Annotated in this window: 17 protein-coding genes, 1 pseudogene and 1 riboswitch; of the genes and pseudogenes, 13 read left to right on the top strand and 5 right to left on the bottom strand. The window is 48.9% G+C overall.

The window, feature by feature from the left end; translation table 11 throughout:
• Positions 1 to 126: 126 nt before the first annotated feature.
• Both QMA39_RS17205 and QMA39_RS17200 read left to right on the top strand, forming a co-directional pair.
• Entirely contained in the window at positions 127 to 426 is a 300-nt protein-coding gene (locus QMA39_RS17205; RefSeq protein WP_281659411.1) for a putative quinol monooxygenase, read from the top strand.
• Positions 427 to 598: 172 nt separating this feature from the next.
• Positions 599 to 1,765 carry an acyl-CoA dehydrogenase family protein gene (locus QMA39_RS17200; RefSeq protein WP_281659410.1) on the top strand — a complete coding sequence of 389 codons (1,167 nt, stop codon included), beginning with the start codon at positions 599 to 601 and terminating at the stop codon, positions 1,763 to 1,765.
• A gap of 39 nt (positions 1,766 to 1,804) precedes the next feature.
• Here QMA39_RS17200 and QMA39_RS17195 read toward each other — a convergent pair whose 3' ends face one another.
• Entirely contained in the window at positions 1,805 to 2,329 is a 525-nt protein-coding gene (locus tag QMA39_RS17195) for a type 1 glutamine amidotransferase domain-containing protein (protein ID WP_027956874.1), read from the bottom strand.
• Between the two features lie 17 nt (positions 2,330 to 2,346).
• Positions 2,347 to 2,754: a hypothetical protein gene (locus tag QMA39_RS17190; protein WP_035532877.1), complete on the bottom strand. Its 408-nt coding sequence runs from the start codon at positions 2,752 to 2,754 to the stop codon at positions 2,347 to 2,349.
• Positions 2,755 to 2,913: 159 nt separating this feature from the next.
• Between QMA39_RS17190 and QMA39_RS17185 the strand changes: the two genes are divergently transcribed.
• Together QMA39_RS17185 and QMA39_RS17180 are read left to right on the top strand one after the other, a co-directional pair.
• Positions 2,914 to 3,816 (top strand): DUF1002 domain-containing protein, encoded by a 903-nt coding sequence (locus QMA39_RS17185; RefSeq protein WP_027956873.1) that lies wholly within the window; start codon positions 2,914 to 2,916, stop codon positions 3,814 to 3,816.
• Between the two features lie 344 nt (positions 3,817 to 4,160).
• Positions 4,161 to 4,331: pseudogene (locus QMA39_RS17180) on the top strand (transposase); the annotation flags it as partial.
• A 223-nt stretch (positions 4,332 to 4,554) separates the two neighbouring features.
• On the opposite strand, the gene QMA39_RS17175 reads toward QMA39_RS17180, so the two are convergent.
• Entirely contained in the window at positions 4,555 to 5,136 is a 582-nt protein-coding gene (locus tag QMA39_RS17175) for an SCO family protein (protein ID WP_277988138.1), read from the bottom strand.
• 170 nt (positions 5,137 to 5,306) lie between these two features.
• Here QMA39_RS17175 and QMA39_RS17170 point away from each other — a divergent pair, with 170 nt between their 5' ends.
• Positions 5,307 to 6,071, top strand: a complete 765-nt coding sequence (locus QMA39_RS17170; protein WP_206935686.1) for an alpha/beta hydrolase — start codon at positions 5,307 to 5,309, stop codon at positions 6,069 to 6,071.
• 705 nt (positions 6,072 to 6,776) lie between these two features.
• On the opposite strand, the gene QMA39_RS17165 is transcribed toward QMA39_RS17170, so the two are convergent.
• On the bottom strand, positions 6,777 to 8,216 hold the full coding sequence (locus QMA39_RS17165) for a hypothetical protein (RefSeq protein ID WP_281659409.1): 1,440 nt from the start codon (positions 8,214 to 8,216) through the stop codon (positions 6,777 to 6,779).
• 101 nt (positions 8,217 to 8,317) lie between these two features.
• The gene (locus tag QMA39_RS17160; protein ID WP_027956869.1) at positions 8,318 to 8,506 is read right to left on the bottom strand and encodes a hypothetical protein; all 189 of its coding nucleotides are present in this window, start codon (positions 8,504 to 8,506) and stop codon (positions 8,318 to 8,320) included.
• A 110-nt stretch (positions 8,507 to 8,616) separates the two neighbouring features.
• Between QMA39_RS17160 and QMA39_RS17155 the strand changes: the two genes are divergently transcribed.
• From QMA39_RS17155 to QMA39_RS17120, 8 genes are all read left to right on the top strand, one after another.
• Positions 8,617 to 9,216 (top strand): NUDIX domain-containing protein, encoded by a 600-nt coding sequence (locus QMA39_RS17155; RefSeq protein ID WP_281659408.1) that lies wholly within the window; start codon positions 8,617 to 8,619, stop codon positions 9,214 to 9,216.
• A gap of 58 nt (positions 9,217 to 9,274) precedes the next feature.
• Entirely contained in the window at positions 9,275 to 10,420 is a 1,146-nt protein-coding gene (locus QMA39_RS17150; RefSeq protein WP_206935695.1) for a PLP-dependent aspartate aminotransferase family protein, read from the top strand.
• Positions 10,421 to 10,496: 76 nt separating this feature from the next.
• Positions 10,497 to 10,605, top strand: a riboswitch (SAM riboswitch).
• Positions 10,606 to 10,737: 132 nt separating this feature from the next.
• Positions 10,738 to 12,516, top strand: coding sequence for a PLP-dependent aspartate aminotransferase family protein (locus QMA39_RS17145; RefSeq protein WP_027956866.1), 1,779 nt, complete (start codon positions 10,738 to 10,740; stop codon positions 12,514 to 12,516).
• Positions 12,517 to 12,536: 20 nt separating this feature from the next.
• Complete coding sequence (locus QMA39_RS17140) at positions 12,537 to 13,520, top strand: aliphatic sulfonate ABC transporter substrate-binding protein (RefSeq protein WP_281659407.1); 984 nt, start codon at positions 12,537 to 12,539, stop codon at positions 13,518 to 13,520.
• A 12-nt stretch (positions 13,521 to 13,532) separates the two neighbouring features.
• Positions 13,533 to 14,369, top strand: coding sequence for an ABC transporter permease (locus QMA39_RS17135; protein ID WP_281659406.1), 837 nt, complete (start codon positions 13,533 to 13,535; stop codon positions 14,367 to 14,369).
• A gap of 18 nt (positions 14,370 to 14,387) precedes the next feature.
• Positions 14,388 to 15,101, top strand: a complete 714-nt coding sequence (locus QMA39_RS17130) for an ABC transporter ATP-binding protein (RefSeq protein WP_281659405.1) — start codon at positions 14,388 to 14,390, stop codon at positions 15,099 to 15,101.
• Positions 15,102 to 15,113: 12 nt separating this feature from the next.
• A complete protein-coding gene (gene acsA, locus QMA39_RS17125) occupies positions 15,114 to 16,802 on the top strand; it encodes an acetate--CoA ligase (protein ID WP_281659404.1) in 1,689 nt (562 codons plus the stop codon).
• 444 nt (positions 16,803 to 17,246) lie between these two features.
• Positions 17,247 to 18,488, top strand: a complete 1,242-nt coding sequence (locus tag QMA39_RS17120) for a dicarboxylate/amino acid:cation symporter (protein ID WP_027956861.1) — start codon at positions 17,247 to 17,249, stop codon at positions 18,486 to 18,488.
• Positions 18,489 to 18,669: the final 181 nt, after the last annotated feature.

Raw genomic sequence — 18,669 nt, 5'->3', positions numbered from 1 at the left:
ATCCATTACGATGTAGAGGAGAATTCGGCTCATGGAACCTGGATGTCTGCTCATAAAGAGCACGATTCTGGTTGACTCTATTGGAGTACGAATTCACAAATGCGATAAGAAGAGAGGGAAGATGGTATGTATATTATTCATGCTGTATTTGAAGTGGCTCCTGATAAGGAACATGGCTTTCTGGAGGAAATCCGCCCACTGATTCAGGCATCCAGAGAAGAAGAGGGAAATGTCTCTTATGATCTGGTGAAGGATATGGAGAAAGAATACACCTACAAAATGGTGGAAGTGTGGCAGAATGGGGAAGCCGTAGAGAAGCATAATCAAAGTGAGCATTTCCAGGCGTTTGTCGGAAAAGCTTCTGAATTTTTAGCTGCTCCTCTGTCCATTAAGATATATGAAGGTGAAGAAGTAAACCAAGGATAAACAAAAGCCCGGCTGAAGACAGCCGGGTTTTTTACATACAAAGAGGAGACGGGAATGATTTATGAAGAGGCGGGGTATGTTGAAAAGAGAATCAAAAGAAGCGCCGCGTTGGCTTCATTCCGAGTTGTCAGGTATGATTTAATTATAGATTACGAACCGGGAGTGGATTGGAATGACAGGTATGATTGAAACGTGGATTAAAAACGAACGTCAGGAACGTCTTTTTCAAAAAGCCGCAGCGATTGCCGATGAAGCAAAAAAACACATCCAGGAAACCGATCAGCAGGCAGCCTTTTCTCCGCAAACGCTGCAGGTAATAAAGGAAGAGGGGTACCCGTCCCTCGCTCTCCCCCCTCAAGATGGCGGAGAAGGTCTTTCCCTGTATGAGCTGCTGCTGCTTCAGGAAAAAATTGCAGAAGGCGATGGTTCCGTCGCTTTGTCCATTGGCTGGCACATGGGAACGATGATGGAGCTATCGCAGGAGGAGTTATGGGAGCCCGCCTCTTACAACAGACTTGTCCAGGAAGTCGTCTCCAGTCAGAAAGTCGTCAACCGGGCAGCTACAGAACCGGCAACCGGGAGCCCGACGCGCGGAGGAATCCCTGAGACGACCGCAGTGAAAAGGGACGGCCGCTATGTCCTCAGCGGACGAAAGTCCTTTACGTCAATGGCTGAGCATCTGGATTATTACATTGTATCCGCCTATGTGGAAGACAAAGACAGTGTCGGATGGTTTATGATCGACCGCCACCAGCCCGGCCTTTCAGTGGAACAGACGTGGGATACACTCGGTATGAGAGGGACAGCCAGTCATGATTTGGTCATGAACAAAGTGGAGTTGAATGAAGATGACCTCGTCGAATTAAAACAGGAGGGTAAGCCGTCTCCAAAAGGGTGGCTGCTTCATATTCCTGCTTGTTACTTAGGCATTGCTGTAGCTGCACGCAATGATGCCGTGGCTTTTGCGAAGGAGTTTCAGCCGAACAGTCTCGATAAACCAATCGCCGAAGTTCCTCACATCCAGGATAAAATCGGGGAGATGGAATGGAAGCTGATGCAGGCACATGCCTACCTGTACAGTGTGGCGCGTAAGTGGGATGAAGAACCGGAAAAGAGAAAACACATGGGTCCTGACTTGGGCGCTGTGAAGCTTGCGGTTACCAACACAGCAAATGAAGTGGCGGATCTCGCCATGCGGATTGCGGGCGGCCGCGGGCTGTCCAAGACTTATCCGTTTGAGAAATATTACCGTGATGTACGTGCCGGGCTGCATAATCCGCCGATGGATGATGCGGTTGTGTCTATGCTCGCCAAGCACGCCGTTTCTGATGATCAATAAAAAAATCCCAAAGCGGTTCTCCGCTTTGGGATTTTTTTATTATTGTTCAGCGAGCAGGTCGGCGAAAGCTTTCGCATAAGGAGGAAGATCCGGCGGACGTCTTGCGGACACGATGTGGGCGTCCTGGACGACCGCTTCGTCCACCCAGGTGGCTCCTGCATTTGTCATGTCATCTTTAATGCCGGGTGTACTCGTTACCGTTCGTCCTTCCAGAATACCTGCAGAAATCAGTACCCAGCCGGCGTGGCAGATCTGACCGATCGGCTTTTCATGTTCATCCATATGCCGGACCATATCGAGAACTTTGTCATATCTGCGGAGCTTGTCGGGAGACCAGCCGCCGGGGACGAGAATTCCGTCATAATCAGAAGGGTCGATTTCATCAAAAGCGAAATCAGATACGGCAGGAACACCGTATTTCCCTGGGTACTCCTCGCCGGCTTTTTCACCGACAAGATGAACCTCAGCTCCTTCCTCCTGCAGACGGAGAAGCGGGTACCATAATTCCAAGTCTTCAAAATCCTTGCTTACAAGAGCGATGATTTTCTTATCTGCTAAACGCATAGACTACCTCCTCCGATTTAATTCCTCTTCATTTTATCAAACCGCTGCGCTGGTTTCGAATCCTGCGAACAGGCCAGTACCCACCAAATGAGCACAGGCTGAAAAAGCGGGCGGATCCAGAGAGCGGCCGGACTTGCTTCCTCCGACCATGGAGCCGGTATTGAATAGATGGCTGCGTAGATATTGGCAGGGAGCACAGCAATTAAGAAGACGGCTGTAGCGAGACCGGCGGCTTTTCTCGTCTGCGGGAAAACCAAGAGCAGCGACAGCAGCCATTCGGTGATGCCGGACATGTAAACAATTTCAAGCTTCAGCGGCACCCATTGCGGAAGCATTCTGGCAAATCCGTGGTCGTAGATGAAATGAGTGATTCCTGCGTAGAACAAAGCGGCAGCAAAAATATAAAGGCCGATTTTTCGTATCATGGCATGGTCACGCTCCTTTAAAAATATCAGTGGTTTTGAAACCTTTTTTCCCTCTCGGACGTCTATGTAAAAGACCCGTTTGAGAATGCGGGTATACTAGTAAGGTGATTCCGCCTCGTTGTATGAGAAGGAATCAACCATGATTAAGGGGTCGACGTTATGAAAAAACTGACAAGTATCTGGATGATGGCTCTGCTTCTCTTTTCTGTTTGGGCGGTGCCTCTGGAAAGTTACGCCTCTACAGGTGACCAAGGCATCAATGAAAAGCTGGGACTGCCGATCGTTGTCTACGGTGAAGCCCTGTCAGAAGCGCAGAAATCTGAGGTGGCGGACTTACTCAAGGTGGACCAGCATGAACAGGTCGACGAGTTTTCGGTCAACGGACAGGATCTGAATGAGTACATCGGTGGTAATCCAAATTCGAATATGTATTCTTCTGTGAAAATCCTTCATAAGGACAACGGAGAAGGATTGTCCATTGAAATCGTTACACAAGATAACATAACACAGGTGACAAAAGAAATGTATACGAATGCTCTCCTCACTGCCGGCGTCGAAAACGCTGAAGTGCTGGTGGCTTCCTCTGTGAAAGTGAGTGGACATTCCGCTCTTACAGGGATCTACAAAGCGTATGATGCCAAAGGAGTGAAACTGGATGAGAGCCGTATGAAAGTCGCGAGCGATGAACTGGATATTGCAACAGATATTGCAGAAGAAGAGGGGATCGATCAGGATAAAGTCAGCGAACTGCTGACGGAAATCAAGAAAGCCATTGCTGAGCAGGATCCAGCAACGAAGGAAGAGGTCGAGCAGATTGTTCAGGAGCAGCTGCAGACGCTGAACATCGAACTGAGTGAAGAAGACCGCCAGCGATTGACGGATTTGTTTGATCAAATGAGAAATTTGAATATCAATTTCGATCAAGTGAAAAACCAACTGGATGATCTGACGGGAAGCATCCAGGATATCATTAATGATGATGGGTTCTGGAGCAGCTTCCGCAGTGCCGTTCAAAGCTTCTTCCAGTCTTTGAAGAACTTCATAAGCTCCTTGTTCAATTAAGCCGGTTCTCCGGCTTTTATATCGGTGGATGTCTGCCGTGGGCAGGTAATCAACTGACTTGGTCAGGAAGGACGCCTGCCGAAAGAAAAGCCGCTCTCCCTATGAGGAGAGCGGCTTTTGGCTGTAGAAAAAGACTGTGTTAACCAGTTAGAGTTGTCCATTAGTCGTGTAAATGGTCACATGCCGCTTATTGGTGGGTGAATGCCGCGGGCACGCCCTCAGCTAACTTGGACAGGAAGGTCGCCTGCCCAAGTGGATGTTCGGCCCGTGCTGTTCCCGCAGGCATCACCACCGAACGCTCCTCGGGCCGGAGTTAGAATATAGAGGAGAGAGACTGCGCACTACGCAGGTTCGCAGATTCAAAAGAACGGCATGGGCTTCGCTATTGCCGCTTGCGTGGAAAAGAAAAAGAGAAAGAACAGGCGCTGATGACGGCTGCCTGCCGGAATATGAAAAAGATTGTCCTCCATCCAGCAAGGGTGAGCGGGGTGGAGGAGAGTCTTTTTCGATGTTAAAGAACTCCCAATGAGCGGTGCCCCTTCCACTCCTGCGGAAGAACGAGTGGTCCGAGATCGCCGAGCGTGGGTTTTGCGAGGAAGCTCGGGCGCTCGTCCGCGGAAAGGGAAGGGGGCTTTCGCTCCTGGCGGTAAAGCGGTAAGAAAGAAAAAAGCTTGTAAAGAAACAGAGATTTCTCTACAAGCTGAAGCCGCTCTCCCTATGAGGAGGGCGGCTTCTTGTTTATGAATCCACGGCAGTTTTAGTATCTTCGACAATCTGTTCGAAAGGAACGTCGGTGTCCCCTTTATATTTTTTCAGGACTTTCCCGTCTTCTCCTACTAAATAAAAGGATGTGCCGTGGGTGACCTGGTCATTGCCCTCCGTTTTTAAAACAGAGGCTTTGAAGCTTTCCCGTGCAAAGTCTTGAATCTCTTCCTGGGTATATTCCGTCAAAAATGTCCAGTTGGATTCATCCACGCCGTATTTGCTTCCGAACTCCTTCAGCTTATCTGGTGTGTCGACGGTCGGGTCTACACTGAATGAGACACTATGTACATCGATGCCTTCTTCTTTCAACATTTCTTTCACTTTCACCATGTTTCTTGTCATAGGCGGGCAGACCGTGTTGCAGTTGGTGAAAATGAAGTCCGCCAGCCATACTTCGCCTTCCAGTTCATCTGTGGAAAAGGATTCCCCATTCTGGGTGGTCCCTTCGAATGACTGGGTCTCCCAATCCAATGTATCTTCAAGTTCGCTGGATCCACAGGCCGCAAGTATAAGGGCGAGGCTGAGCAATCCGCCTAACAGTAACAAGCGCTTCATAGGTTTCTCCTTCCAGGTTATAAAGTCTCTTCTAGTTTACGACCGCCTTAAACAACGTGTCAATCGGCTGAGGGACTGTTCTTAAATTGGACAAATATACCTGGTTGTATAACCCTTTCAGTCCCGGGAATCCTAAGGGTCCATGATAATCGATCAGGGAGTGACAGGGTATGCCTTATTACACGGACAACCATTCCGGAAAAGCATTGTTTTATGAGGATTTAGGGGAAGGGCAGCCGGTTGTTTTCATCCATCCGCCGGGAATGGGACGGATGGTGTTTAAAATGCAGCACGAGCTGGCAGCAAAGTACCGCATCCTTCTACCGGATTTGAGTGGGAACGGAGATTCTGATGTGGTGACACACTCCCCTGACATTACCTGGTATGCCCGGGAGGTGATCAGTCTGCTGGATCATCTCCAGCTGGAATCTGCGGTCATCGCCGGTTATTCATGTGGAGGAATGGTGGCTCAGGAGACGGCTTTAACCTACCCTGAGCGAGCCAGAGCAGTCATTCTTGCAGGAGGATTTCCAAAAGTTGAAACCGGCGGGCTTCGTTTTGAGTTCCACGGGGGGATGTACTGGGTGGAGAAAAGTCCTGAAACCCTCGCTAAGTTGTTAAGTCATTCTCATTTCAAGGATGAAAAACTGAAGCGGGAGCTGAATGAACATATGGCGAAGTCGGATCCGGAAGCATGGCATGCCTTTTATGACCGGGCACTTCATTATGACTGCAGCCACCGGCTGGAGAACTTACGCCAGCCGCTGCTTCTCGTTTATGGAAGCAAGGAGTTCTGGATCAGTGAACACAGTCATTTTTATCAGGCGTGTCCGCAGGCGAAGATGGTCGTCATCGAGGACGCCTATCATCAGACACCTGCGACTCACTATGACCGCTTCAATGAAGCCGCATCTCAATTCATAGACGCATTATAAAAGCAGAGGCTGTGCCTCTGCTTTCAGCTTGCTGGAAAGATATTTTTTCATCTCGTGGTCATGCTCCTGTAGCGTGTAGGTGGTCACGTTCCGCTTATCGGTGGGTGCTTGCCGCGGGCACGGCCTCAGCTAACTTGGTCAAAAAAAACCATTTGACCAAGTGGATCTTCGGCTCGCGCTGTTCCCGCAGGCGTCACCACCGAACGCTCCTCGTGCCGATGCCTGTGGAAAGACAGCTTTATCCTATGATAAAAGAGAACGTTGAGCATAGCTCCTTCGCGGTTTCAAAAGAACAGTACAAGCTGCGTTTCTGCCGCCTGTGTGGGAAAAATCCTATCCATGACCAAGTATTGATGACCACTCCTTTGGAGTCACTAGAAAAAGGTTTCTCTACAAGCTGAAAGATATTTTTTCATCCCGGGGTCATGCTCCTGTAGCGTGTAGGTGGTCACGTTCCGCTTATCGGTGGGTGCTTGCCGCGGGCACGGCCTCAGCTGACTTGGTCAAAAAAACCATTTGACCAAGTGGATCTTCGGCTCGCGCTGTTCCCGCAGGCGTCACCACCGAACGCTCCACGCGACCTCTTTCATAATGTCAATCATGGGAACAAAGTACGTTCTCCTATGGACGTTTGTGCGCAAAGAGAATGTTCAGAGTTCCTGGATACATATAAAAACCCGAAGGTAAAGCTGTGCCTCTGCTTTCTTATTGGGGTTTTAAATCAAAGGTCGTGTCGACTTCTTTTCCATACACCATCTGGTTGACGGTAACAGTGAGCGTCGAGGCTTCCTGGAAGTTGTGGGTTGGGAAAGATATTGTGGCCATCCCATCTGTGCCTGCATAATCGGCCTGGACTTCCTGGCCGTTATCTCCCAGAACAGAAACGGAAGAAGAAGGTTCTTCCTGCCCTTTTCCTGATGCAGGAAGGGGATGAAATGATTCTCCGACCAGCTTTTCGTTTTGGTGGTAGTCGTGCGGGCTGTAGCTCAATTCCAAGCTCATGTGCTGGTCACTTGTTGTTTCCACGCTGTCCAGGTAAATATCCGTTTGGCGCGCTTCTCCGATTTTTTCGCTGATCCGTGTAGAAGTAGACGCGTTCAAGTCCATACGGTCTATATCTACAGTAAACGAATAAGAGGCATCTTCCTTAAGGTGGATATCTTCTACAACAAGCGTAAGCTCTTCAGGAATCTCTTCTAATGGTTGAAACCGCCCTTCATAAGTGCCGGCGTTCTCTTCCTGATCATAACCGAGAAATACCGGGATCTTCTCGCCTGTGTCCATCTTAAAATAGGAATTCATCGTATGATTGAACACATCATCTTCATCTTCAATGGCCATTCTCACTTTTCCATAGGATGCTCGGATCTGGACTTCTTCGGGTTCAATGGCAAGACCATCTTTTTCGTAGGTCCCGGTGGTGGTGAATGTTTTCAAGATATTCGCTTCCTCATTGTTTACATAAGAAACAGGTGCGGCTTCTGTTTCATAGGTCTCCCCGTCAATTTGAAACGTCAGGGATGTCGGAACAGTCCGGTTAACCTCTTCAACTTTCGTCTCAAAATCATTGAGTTCCCAAGGGTCATTGACCGGAGGGGTGGAGACTGCCCCATACAGGCGGTTTTCGTAGATCACAGCTTCCTGGTTACCGACCCCTTCCTGCCTGAGGTCCAATGTCTGGGCACCATTATCCTCTGTTGCTTCTATATGGATGGAATGCAGCGACGGCATATTCCCGATCCCCTCCGTTTCCTCCGTCTCAGAAACGAGGGCAGATAAATCGATACGGTACAAGAAGTGGATGAATTGTTCCCCATGCCATACTTCGTAAATCTGAGCTCTGCCGTCACGACCCGGCAGCGAAGCCGAAGTTTCAGTTGTTGTGGTCAGCCCTTCTTCCCGTGCAAGGGCCAGGCCGGGGATGCGCCCCTCAAAGAACTCATTCAGAAGCTCCTCGGACTCGACTTCGTTCCAGCTGCCTGGCACGTTCTCCATATCGACCGGTTTTGCTTTCCTATGTAAGGAGCTGTCTTCTTTGTGAACCAATTTGACGGAGTCCTGGGAGTCAGTATAGACGTATGTCCCTCCGGCAAAGAGGATCAGAACAGCACCAATGATGATCCATTTTTTTGTGTTTTCCCGCATGATGGTTTCATCCTTTCCTCCTACGTGTCACGCTCCCTTCCATACTAACAGAATTTTCTATATTTTTGAGAGATCAAAAAAAACCCGCGGATCAACGCAGGTTATTTCTCTTCATCGGAATAATGGTGGAGAAGGGAATCTCCTTCCGAATGGTTGTGGTCTTCCTGTAAAGCTTCCGGGGGTTCATGGGAAAATGCCTGATTAAATTTTGCTGAACGGTTGAAGGCTTCTGCTGCCTCATTCGATTGTTCGACACGCCCGCGTCGGGTTTTCTTTTCATTTTCACTCATCGTCCCACCTCCTTTTGTTTAAGATTTCCTCCTTGCTGTAAAATTAAACTTCTGGATATCATAGATAGTAATTACAGGGAAATCCGTACATAGGGAGAGGGGATTCAAAGATGGAGGAATTGCTGGATATTTTTAATGAAAAGGAAGAAAAAACGGGTGTCAAGGCACGAGGGGACGTTCATAGAGATGGAGACTGGCACGAAACGTTTCACTGCTGGTTTGTAAAGAAAATCGATTCAAAATGGCATGTCCTGCTTCAAAAAAGAGCCTTTGATAAAGAAGATTATCCCGGATTGTATGATATAACGGCAGCCGGACACCTCGAAGCAGGAGAGGGATTGATCGAGGGAGGACTGCGCGAAATCCAGGAAGAATTGGGGCTGTCCCTGGAACGTTCTGCTTTAACACCAGCCGGATATGTAAAGGAGGAATTGATTGGGAAAGACAAGGTGGACCGGGAAATCTGCCGGTTGTTTTTCTATCATTGGCCTGGTGGGGATCTACCGGTCGGAGTTGAAGTGGCTGACGTACTTGCCATCCCTCTGGACCAGTTGTCCTCCTTGATGACCGGAGACAGGGAAATGGCTGTAGGTGTTTCGATTTGCACCGGAGAAAAAGAAAGGATGAAGGTGGAATCATTTGTTCCTCATACCCCTGCCTATCAAAGTCACTTGCTGAAGGCTTTGTCTGAATATGTCGAAAAACTTTGACAATAACACCTCTCCATCGATATAATTTTTGATTAAGTGATCAGAAAGGAGTCGACGAATGACACATCCAAGCTTTGAAACAAAAATTGTCCACCATAAACAGGATCAATCACAGGTGCATAACAGCAAGACGACACCGATTTATCAGACATCCGCCTTTACGTTCAAGGACCTCGACCATCTGGAAAGTTACTATGAAGGGGAGAGTCCATACTTATATACAAGAGAAAAAAATCCGAATACCGATGAACTTGCGGGAACGGTTGCTGAGCTCGAAGGTGCCCCATCTGGAGTCGCTTCCTCCTCGGGAATGTCAGCCATCCTTGCAGGAATTCTGGCGGCTGTTGAACCCGGAGGCCATATTGTAGCTGCAGAAGATGTGTATGGAGGTACGCACAAACTCCTGACTAAAGAACTGCCCTCCTTCGGAATCGACGTCACCATGGTATCCTTTAACGATTTGGACGAGGTGGAGAAATTCATCCAGCCTCATACACATCTGCTTTATACAGAATCGATTTCCAACCCGTTCCTACGCGTGGAAGACTTGAAGGGTCTAAGCAGTCTCGCTCAAAAACACGGCTTAAAGACGATGGTGGATAACACTTTCGCCACCCCCTATCTTGTCCAGCCCTATGAGTATGGAGTGGACCTTGTTGTGCACAGTGCTACGAAATACATAGGTGGTCATAGTGATGTCACGTGCGGTGTTCTGGTCGGTTCGGAAGCACTGATTTCCAAAGCATCCCAGAAAATCGTGACCCTCGGTGCGAATTTAAGTCCATTTGAAGCATGGTTGACCCAGAGAGGGGCCAAAACACTTGCCCTCCGGATGAAACAGCAGTCTGCGAATGCAAAGAGTGTCGCAGAGGCTCTTCGGGAGCATAATGGGGTCAAAAAGGTGTTTTATCCTGAATACGTATCTGAACGTGGCCATGGAGCGATTGTTACCATCGAGCTCAATGAGAGCGTGGATGTGGAAGCCTTTTTCAAATCTCTTGGATGGATCAAAATTGCGCCGACACTCGCTGGTGTCCAGACGACCGTGTCGTACCCTGTCCGTACGTCACACAGGGCTCTGTCAGAATCAGAACGCGAAAAAATCGGAGTGAACGATTACGTCATCCGCTTATCTATCGGAATTGAGAGCGGTGAAGATATCATTCATCAGCTGAAAAGCACTATCGACACTTCAATAAAATAAAAATTCAGAATGTTATTGACATTAATGCAGACGGTCAGCTATAATTCTCATCATAATCAAAATTAAATAACTAGTACTCTTATTAAGAGCGGCTGAGGGAATAGGCCCTGTGAAGCCCGGCAACCTTCAAACATCGGTTTGAAAAGGTGCCAAGTCCTACAGATCATGGATCTGGTAGATAAGAGGAGGATATCAGCACGTTCAGCCCTCTTCTTATATGGAAGAGGGCTTTTTGCATGAATAAAGATGCTCAAAGGACTACTTGATTTTAAAACTGATTAAAATGATGTGAATAATAAACTTTAGGAGGACATACAATGACCAACTCTTTTGAAGGATACGATATTGATACCATCTCTCTGCACGGAGGACAGTCACCGGATCCTACGACAGGTTCACGGGCCGTTCCGATTTACCAGACCACATCCTATGTGTTTCATGATACCGATCACGCCCAGAGTCTATTTGCCCTCGATGAACCGGGGAATATTTACTCCCGACTCGGTAATCCGACGGTGGACGTATTTGAAAAACGTATGGCTCTTCTGGAAGGCGGAGTAGCCTCGGTAGCGACGGCTTCAGGCATGTCCGCCATTGCCCTGGCCATTTTGAATGTAGCTGGTGCGGGGGATGAAGTCGTGGCAGCATCCAATTTATACGGCGGAACTTATAATTTATTCGCCAACACTTTACCGCGATATGGCATTAACGTTCATTTTGTTGACCCGGTCGATCCGGAAAATTTCAGACAGGCCATCAATGAGAATACGAAGGCCGTCTTCGCTGAGACCATCGGTAATCCGAGTCTTCACGTGCTTGATTTTGAGAAGGTGTCCGCCATTGCCCATGAGCATCAGATTCCATTGATCGTCGATAACACGTTTGCCACACCTTACACGTGCCGTCCGATTGAACACGGAGCTGACATTGTCGTCCACTCGGCTACGAAATGGATTGGGGGGCATGGAACAGCTATCGGAGGTGTAGTCGTAGACGGCGGGCAGTTTGACTGGGGGAATGGGAAATTCCCTGTTTTTACAGAGCCGGATCCGAGCTACAACGGCATTGTTTATACAGCCGATTTCGGCACGCTCGCCTACATTACAAAACTCAGAGTCCAGCTGCTTCGTGACTTTGGCTCCTGCCTCAGCCCGCAGAACGCTTTCCTTCTGCTGCAGGGACTTGAAACTCTTCACCTTCGTGTTGAACGTCATTCAGATAATGCCCGGGAAGTGGCTGAATACTTGGCGGAGCACCCTGATGTGGAATGGGTTTCCTATCCAGGCTTGAGAAACCATCCGGCCCATGAACTGGCCAATCAATATTTAGAGGGCGGCTACGGTTCCATTGTCGTATTTGGAATCAAAGGAGGCAGAGAGGCTGGGAGTCAGGTGATCAACAACATCTCGTTGTGGTCCCATGTCGCCAATGTCGGCGATGCGAAATCTCTGATCATCCACCCGGCGTCCACGACCCACCAGCAGCTTTCCGTCGAAGAGCTTGCGGCGAGTGGGGTGACGGAAGAGCTGATTCGTCTTTCCATCGGACTCGAATCCAGTAAGGATTTAATCAATGACCTTGATCGGGCCATTGCCAAGGCAACAGGCAATGATTCCGGAAAGCGGGCAATTACTGAGAATGATGAAGGTGTCATTAAATGGGCACTCAGCTCTGCGAAGATCACCGAAGAAGGAGAAACACGCCCGAAACGACTGGCTGTCGTCGGCCTCAGTGGAAAGCCTTCCCGTCCGAGTCACCGTCTCGCAAGAAAAATGCAGCGGCTCGGGTATCAGATCGTCCCGGTGAACCCTCGGGAGGAAGAGGTGCTTGGCGAGAAAGCTTACCCGGATTTGAGATCGATCCCATTCAGCATCGACGTCGTCCAAGTGTTCCGGAGCCCTGAGGCCGCCATTGAGATTGCCCGGGAGGCAGCGGACATTCAGCCCGGTGTGTTCTGGCTCCAGGAAGGTGTCATTTCTCCAAAAGCAGCGGAAATCGCCAGTGAAGCAGGTCTGGAAGTTGTCCATAACCGTTGTACCTACAAAGAAGCACAGCGGCTGCGCGGAAGCATAGATACGTACGCATGCGAAATTTAAACAAGGGAAGGGGTAAAAAGATGAATTGGAAAAAAGCCATAGCTGTCCTCAGTGCAGCAGCGGCCGTCGGGCTTGCCGGATGTTCAAGTAATGCCGAGGGGCAGGGGGAACAGCCGGATAGGGTGACCCTTGATTATGCCTACTACTCTCCAACCAGTCTGGTCCTTAAAGAAAAGGGATGGGCTGAGGAAGCGTTTGAAGAACAGGGCATCGAAGTGGAATGGGTGCTCAGCCAGGGAAGCAACAAGGCGCTTGAGTTTTTGAATTCAAGCAGCGTTGATTTTGGTTCTACAGCCGGAGCGGCTGCGTTGATGGCTAAAGCGAATAATGCTCCTGTAGAATCCGTCTATCTCTATTCCAAGCCGGAATGGACGGCTTTAGTGACGAATCCGGATTCTGGTATTTCTTCTGTAGAGGATTTGAAAGGGAAGAAAGTTGCCGCCACGCTTGGAACCGACCCTTATATTTTCCTTGTCCGTGCTTTGAAGGACCACGGACTGAGTGTGGATGATATTGAGCTTGTCAATCTGCAGCATCCCGAAGGGGCTTCTGCCTTGAACTCCGGCAATGTCGATGCATGGGCAGGGCTTGACCCCCACATGGCACGTAATGAACTGGAAGCAGGGGCAGAGTTGTTTTACCGTAAGCCTGAATTCAATACGTACGGAACGTTGAACGTCCGTTCTGCGTTTGCGGATGACCATCCTGACGTCGTCAAAGATGTGATTAAAGCCTACGAAAAAGCGCGGGAGTGGACAGTAGAACACCCGGATGAAGCCGCTGAAATCCTGGCCGAGGAAGCCAACCTCGATCTTGAGGTAGCGAAGAAAAGCCTTGATCGCAACGACCTGTCGGATCCTGTTCCGGGAGATGCTTTAAAAGAAACGATTCAAGGAGCCGGCACGGTCCTTCAGAAAGAAGAAGTGATCAAACCGGATGTGGATATCGATCAGTTGACGGAAGATCTTGTCCGGCCGGAATTTGCAGAAGAAGTGATTGAATAAGGAGGTCCAACGATGTCCAGTCGTACAGAAGCTGCTGTTTCATCACCAGCTGTGCAGCGAACGAAAATAAAACCGGCTCCTAAAAGGAAGTGGGGAGGGGCTTTGTTAGGACTGGTCCTCCCGGTGCTCATTCTTATTCTCTGGGAAGCAGCTTCCCGTGCGGGATGGGTGGCTCCTTACCTGCTTCCTTCTCCAACAGCCGTCGTTGAAGAAATGAGCGGCATGGCACAGGAAGGAGAGTTATGGGGGCACATCAGCATCACCCTTTACCGTGTTTTTGCAGGATTTTTTGCTGGTCTGGCCGCGGCTGTTGTACTGGGAGCGGCTACAGGGTACAGCCGGATCGCCCGTCAGCTGCTTGATCCGATGCTCCAGGCCCTTAGAGCGATCCCATCGCTTGCCTGGGTACCTTTGTTCGTCCTGTGGATCGGCATCGGTGAAGCGTCGAAAATTACGCTTGTCGCTGTAGGGGTGTTTTTCCCTGTGTATTTAAATTTAACGTCGGGCATTCAAGGGGTCGATCGGAAATTGATCGAAGTCGGACGTATCTATCATTTTACGAGCCTGCAGCAGATTAAGAAAATCATCCTTCCTGCCGCGCTTCCATCTTTTATCGTTGGTCTCAGGAGCGGCCTCAGCCTCGGCTGGATGTTCGTAGTGGCGGCCGAGCTGCTTGGTGCCAGCCAGGGACTTGGTTATTTGATGGTGTACGGGCAGAATACGTCTGCCCCCGCCATTGTTATAGGAAGCATCCTTCTTTTTGCTGTTTTCGGCAAGATTACAGATGAGGTATTGAAGAGGATCCAGACGAGAGCATTGAAGTGGCAGGATAATTTAGAAAATGCCTAATAGAAAGGAACGATCTACGTGCTGGCAGTCAAACAAGTGTCACGAACGTTCCAATCGGGAGCGACAGGATTTGAAAATATAGATTTACAAGTGAAAAGAGGAGAGGTTGTCGGAGTGCTAGGCACGAGCGGGTGTGGGAAAAGCACGCTCCTACGTGTTCTTTCCGGGCTGGATCCGGAGTACGAAGGGAGCATCCAGACAAAATCTGAAAACCGCGGGAATGCTTTCGGAATGATGTTTCAAGAACCGCGTCTGATGCCGTGGCTGGATGTCCTTGACAACGTCACGTTCGGTTTTTCCAAGCCGTCCAAAAAGGAGGCCGCCTTGGAACTGATAGAAACTGTCGGATTAAAAGGGTTTGAGCATCATTATCCAAAGGACTTATCTGGTGGAATGGCACAGCGGGCCGCTATTGCAAGGTCGCTGCTCAGTCAGCCGGACATCCTTCTCCTTGATGAACCCTTCAGTGCCCTGGACGCTTTTACGAAAATGCAGCTGCAGGATCTTCTGCTTTCTATATGGGAGAAGCACCATACGACAACCCTCCTCGTGACGCACGATATTGATGAAGCCCTTTATCTGTGTGACCGCATTGTCATCATGAGAGGGCAGCCGGGTCAGATCGAGTCGGAACTGTTCATCCAGAGACCAAAGCCGAGAAAACGTGGCGATGCCGTTCTAGGTGAATTGAAAGAGCAGATCCTCAAGGAACTGGACTTTACGAAACGATAAGGAGGTACATCTATGACAAACGCGACAATCCCCCCGGAGAAGGGAGACTACCAAGTCGGACGCGAATGGAGGGAGGGTGCTCCATTTGATTGGAAGGATATTCATTCCAACTTTACCTGGCACAAGACCGGGAAGGTGAATATGGCCTATGAGTGTGTCGACCGGCACGTGGCGGAAGGAAAAGGGAACAAAACAGCGCTGCATTATTTGTCGGATGAAGAAGAAATCACCTATACGTATGCTGAGCTTCAGCGTGAAGTGAACCGCTGGGCGCGTGTGCTTCAAAGGCATGGTGTGAAGAAGGGGGGGTTTGTTTTTGTTTTCCTCCCCAAGCACCCTTCCTGCCATATCGCCATGCTGGCTGCCATCAAGCTGGGAGCTGTCGTCGGACCTTTGTTTGAAGCCTTTATGGAAGAAGCCGTAAAGGATAGAATCAACGATTGTGAAGGGGAATATTTAATAACCGACCACTCTTTTCTGGATCGTGTCATTCGGGAGGACATTCCAAGCCTGAAAAATATTTTTGTTACCGACAAGCAGGGCGGGGACTACATTTCCATTACAAAAGAAGCGGAGAAGGAAAATCCAGAGCTTGAAACGGTATGGGTCGATCTCGAAGACGGTTTAAACATTCATTACACAAGCGGCTCTACCGGGAAGCCGAAAGGCATCATCCACGCCCACCGTAATATGATACAGCAGTACCAGACAGGACGCTGGGTACTGGATCTCCATGAATCGGATATTTATTGGTGTACCGCCCATCCTGGCTGGGTGACAGGTACGGTATATGGCGTGTTTGCTCCTCTGTTGAACGGGGTGACCACAGTCATTCACGGTGGGCGTTTTTCTGCTGAGACCTGGTATGGGGTGCTGGAACGCGCGGGTGTAACCGTCTGGTACAGCGCACCGACCGCTTTCCGTATGCTGAAATCTCAGCCGGAACGTCTGCATAAAGACTATGACTTATCAAAACTACGGCATGTGCTGAGTGTCGGAGAGCCCTTGAACCCGGAAGTTATTCACTGGGCTTACGAAACGTGGAGCCTGAGAATCCACGATACTTGGTGGATGACGGAAACAGGCGCCCAGCTTGTAGCCAATCTGCCGACGAGAACCATCAAACCTGGATCCATGGGCCGGCCGATACCGGGAATAAAGGCAGCGGTGCTGGATGATGACGGAAAGGAGCTTCCCTCCAAAAAAACAGGCCATCTTGCCATACAGGCATCCTGGCCGTCCATGATGAAGGAAGTTTGGAAAAATCCAGAAAAGTATCAGACGTATTTCCCGTTCGGAGGAGACTGGTATCTCGCTGGTGACCTTGCGTATATGGATGAAGACGGCTATATTTTCTTTCAAGGACGGAGTGATGATATGATCAACTCTTCCGGAGAGAGGATCGGGCCTTTTGAAATTGAAAGCAAGCTGATGGAGCATCCTGCTGTAAAAGAGTCCGGAGTCATCGGAAAACCGGATGATGTACGCGGAGAAATCGTCAAGGCCTATATCGTTTTAAATGAAGGGTATGAAAGGGTGGAGGAGTTAGCGCAAGAAATCCGGAGCTTCGTGAAAAGCGGGCTCGCGGCACACGCTGCCCCAAGGGAAATAGCATTTATAGAAGAGCTTCCTAAAACACAGATTAGTGGTAAGGTTCTGCGTAGAGAACTTAAGAATTGGGAAAGCGAAGGGGTTCTTTAATAAGAACAGCCGCTTGAGAGGCGGCTGTTTTTTTATGCATGGATTGTATATAATATACAACGACTTTTATATTTTTATAAAATTGTAATATATTCTAAAATTTCTCATAATCCTGTAAAGACTGTCCTATAGCGGTTCTTCCGGCCGGTGAATCGCAGGCAATCTCTCCAGTATGCTGATGCATAAAAAACTGCCAGCAAATTCTATTCAAAATTTAGTCATTCTGTGCTATAATCTATAAAGCACGATCCATCCACTTGGTTGCAGCCAAAAGTTAATGTCCGAAACTACGCCTACACACTCATACCCAAAGAGGTACAAACGCCCCACTGCGTACGTCTTTTTTTAATGGTTCAAGAATGTTTTTTTTACTTTTTTTAAGAAACTACGCTCAAAGGAAATAATAAGAAAGCGCTATCATATTTGTTTTCAGGAGGTTACGTCATGAAGTTAACAACCAAGATTTTTATTGGTTTAATCCTTGGTGCTGCGGTAGGTCTGGGTCTTCATTTAGCTGCACCCGATCTATTTACAACTTTGGATGCCTATATTTTCAGTCCATTGGGGACCGTCTTTTTAAATCTTATTAAGATGCTCGTCGTCCCGATTGTATTCTTCTCCATCACTTTGGGAACGGCTTCCCTGGGTGATCCGAAGAAACTGGGAAGAATCGGCGGGAAAACCATCGGCTTCTTTCTAGCTACAACAACGATTGCCATTTCCATTGCGATCGGGCTTGCCTACCTCTTCCAGCCGGGCAATATTGATATCAGTACGGCTAATGCGGAGTATGAAGCTCAGGAGGCTCCTGGTGTTGTAGAAACCTTTACGAACATTATTCCGACCAACCCGATCCAGTCTATGACGGATGGAAACATGCTGCAAATCATTGCCTTTGCGATCTTTATCGGTTTTGCTCTTGCTATGCTCGGCAAGAAAACAGAAGGGATCTACAAACTGGTGGAGCAGGGGAACGAAATTATGATGTTCCTTGTTAATCTGATTATGCGTTTTGCGCCGTATGGTGCCTTTGGTCTTCTTGCTTCCGCTATCGGAACGATGGGTATTGACGGTATGCGTGCGATGGGTATGTATATGTTTGTCGTCCTTCTGGGACTGTTCATCCATGCGATCGTAACGTATGGTTCTGCTGTATCCTTCCTGGGTAAGATGAATCCGATTACGTTCTTCAAAGGGTTTTTCCCTGCTATGACGGTTGGATTCAGTACATCCAGTTCAAGTTCCACGCTGCCGATATCTATGAAAACGGCGCAGGAAAACTTAAATGTCCCTAAACCTGTAAGTAGTTTCGTTCAGCCTCTCGGGGCGACCATCAACATGGACGGGACAGCAATCATGCAGGGTGTGGCGACGATTTTCATCGCCCAGGTTTATGGATCTGATTTATCTTTCACTTCATTAATTATGGTCGTGTTGACTGCCGTACTTGCGAGTATCGGTACGGCCGGGGTCCCGGGTGTCGGTCTGATCATGCTTGCCATGGTACTGAATCAGGTGTCCCTGCCGGTCGAAGGTATTGCGTTGATTATTGGTATCGACCGTCTTCTAGATATGACAAGAACAGCTCTTAACATTACTGGAGATGCTGCGTGTGCAGTTGTTGTCGCTGAATCCGAGAAAAAGCACGGTGGATTGGATGAAGAAACACAACGTATGCAAGCATAAACGGAACACTGAAAAAGTGCAACCTTTTGGTTGCACTTTTTTTATTTTCTAAAAGTCCGCTGTGCCGGGCTTCATTCTGCTTCGAAAGGGGGGAGGGAGCGCCGGGGAACATCCGCATCTCGACGTGTAAGGAAAGTCCTGCAGGGGTATAGTAGAAGATAGATATAAAAGTAGGAAGAGG

This window comes from Halobacillus sp. Cin3, assembly GCF_947311855.1.
In the GTDB taxonomy this organism is placed as follows: Bacteria; Bacillota; Bacilli; order Bacillales; family Halobacillaceae; genus Halobacillus; species Halobacillus kuroshimensis.
The sequence above is the reverse complement of the archived record's forward strand: the minus strand, read 5'-3'. Positions and strand labels throughout refer to the sequence as shown.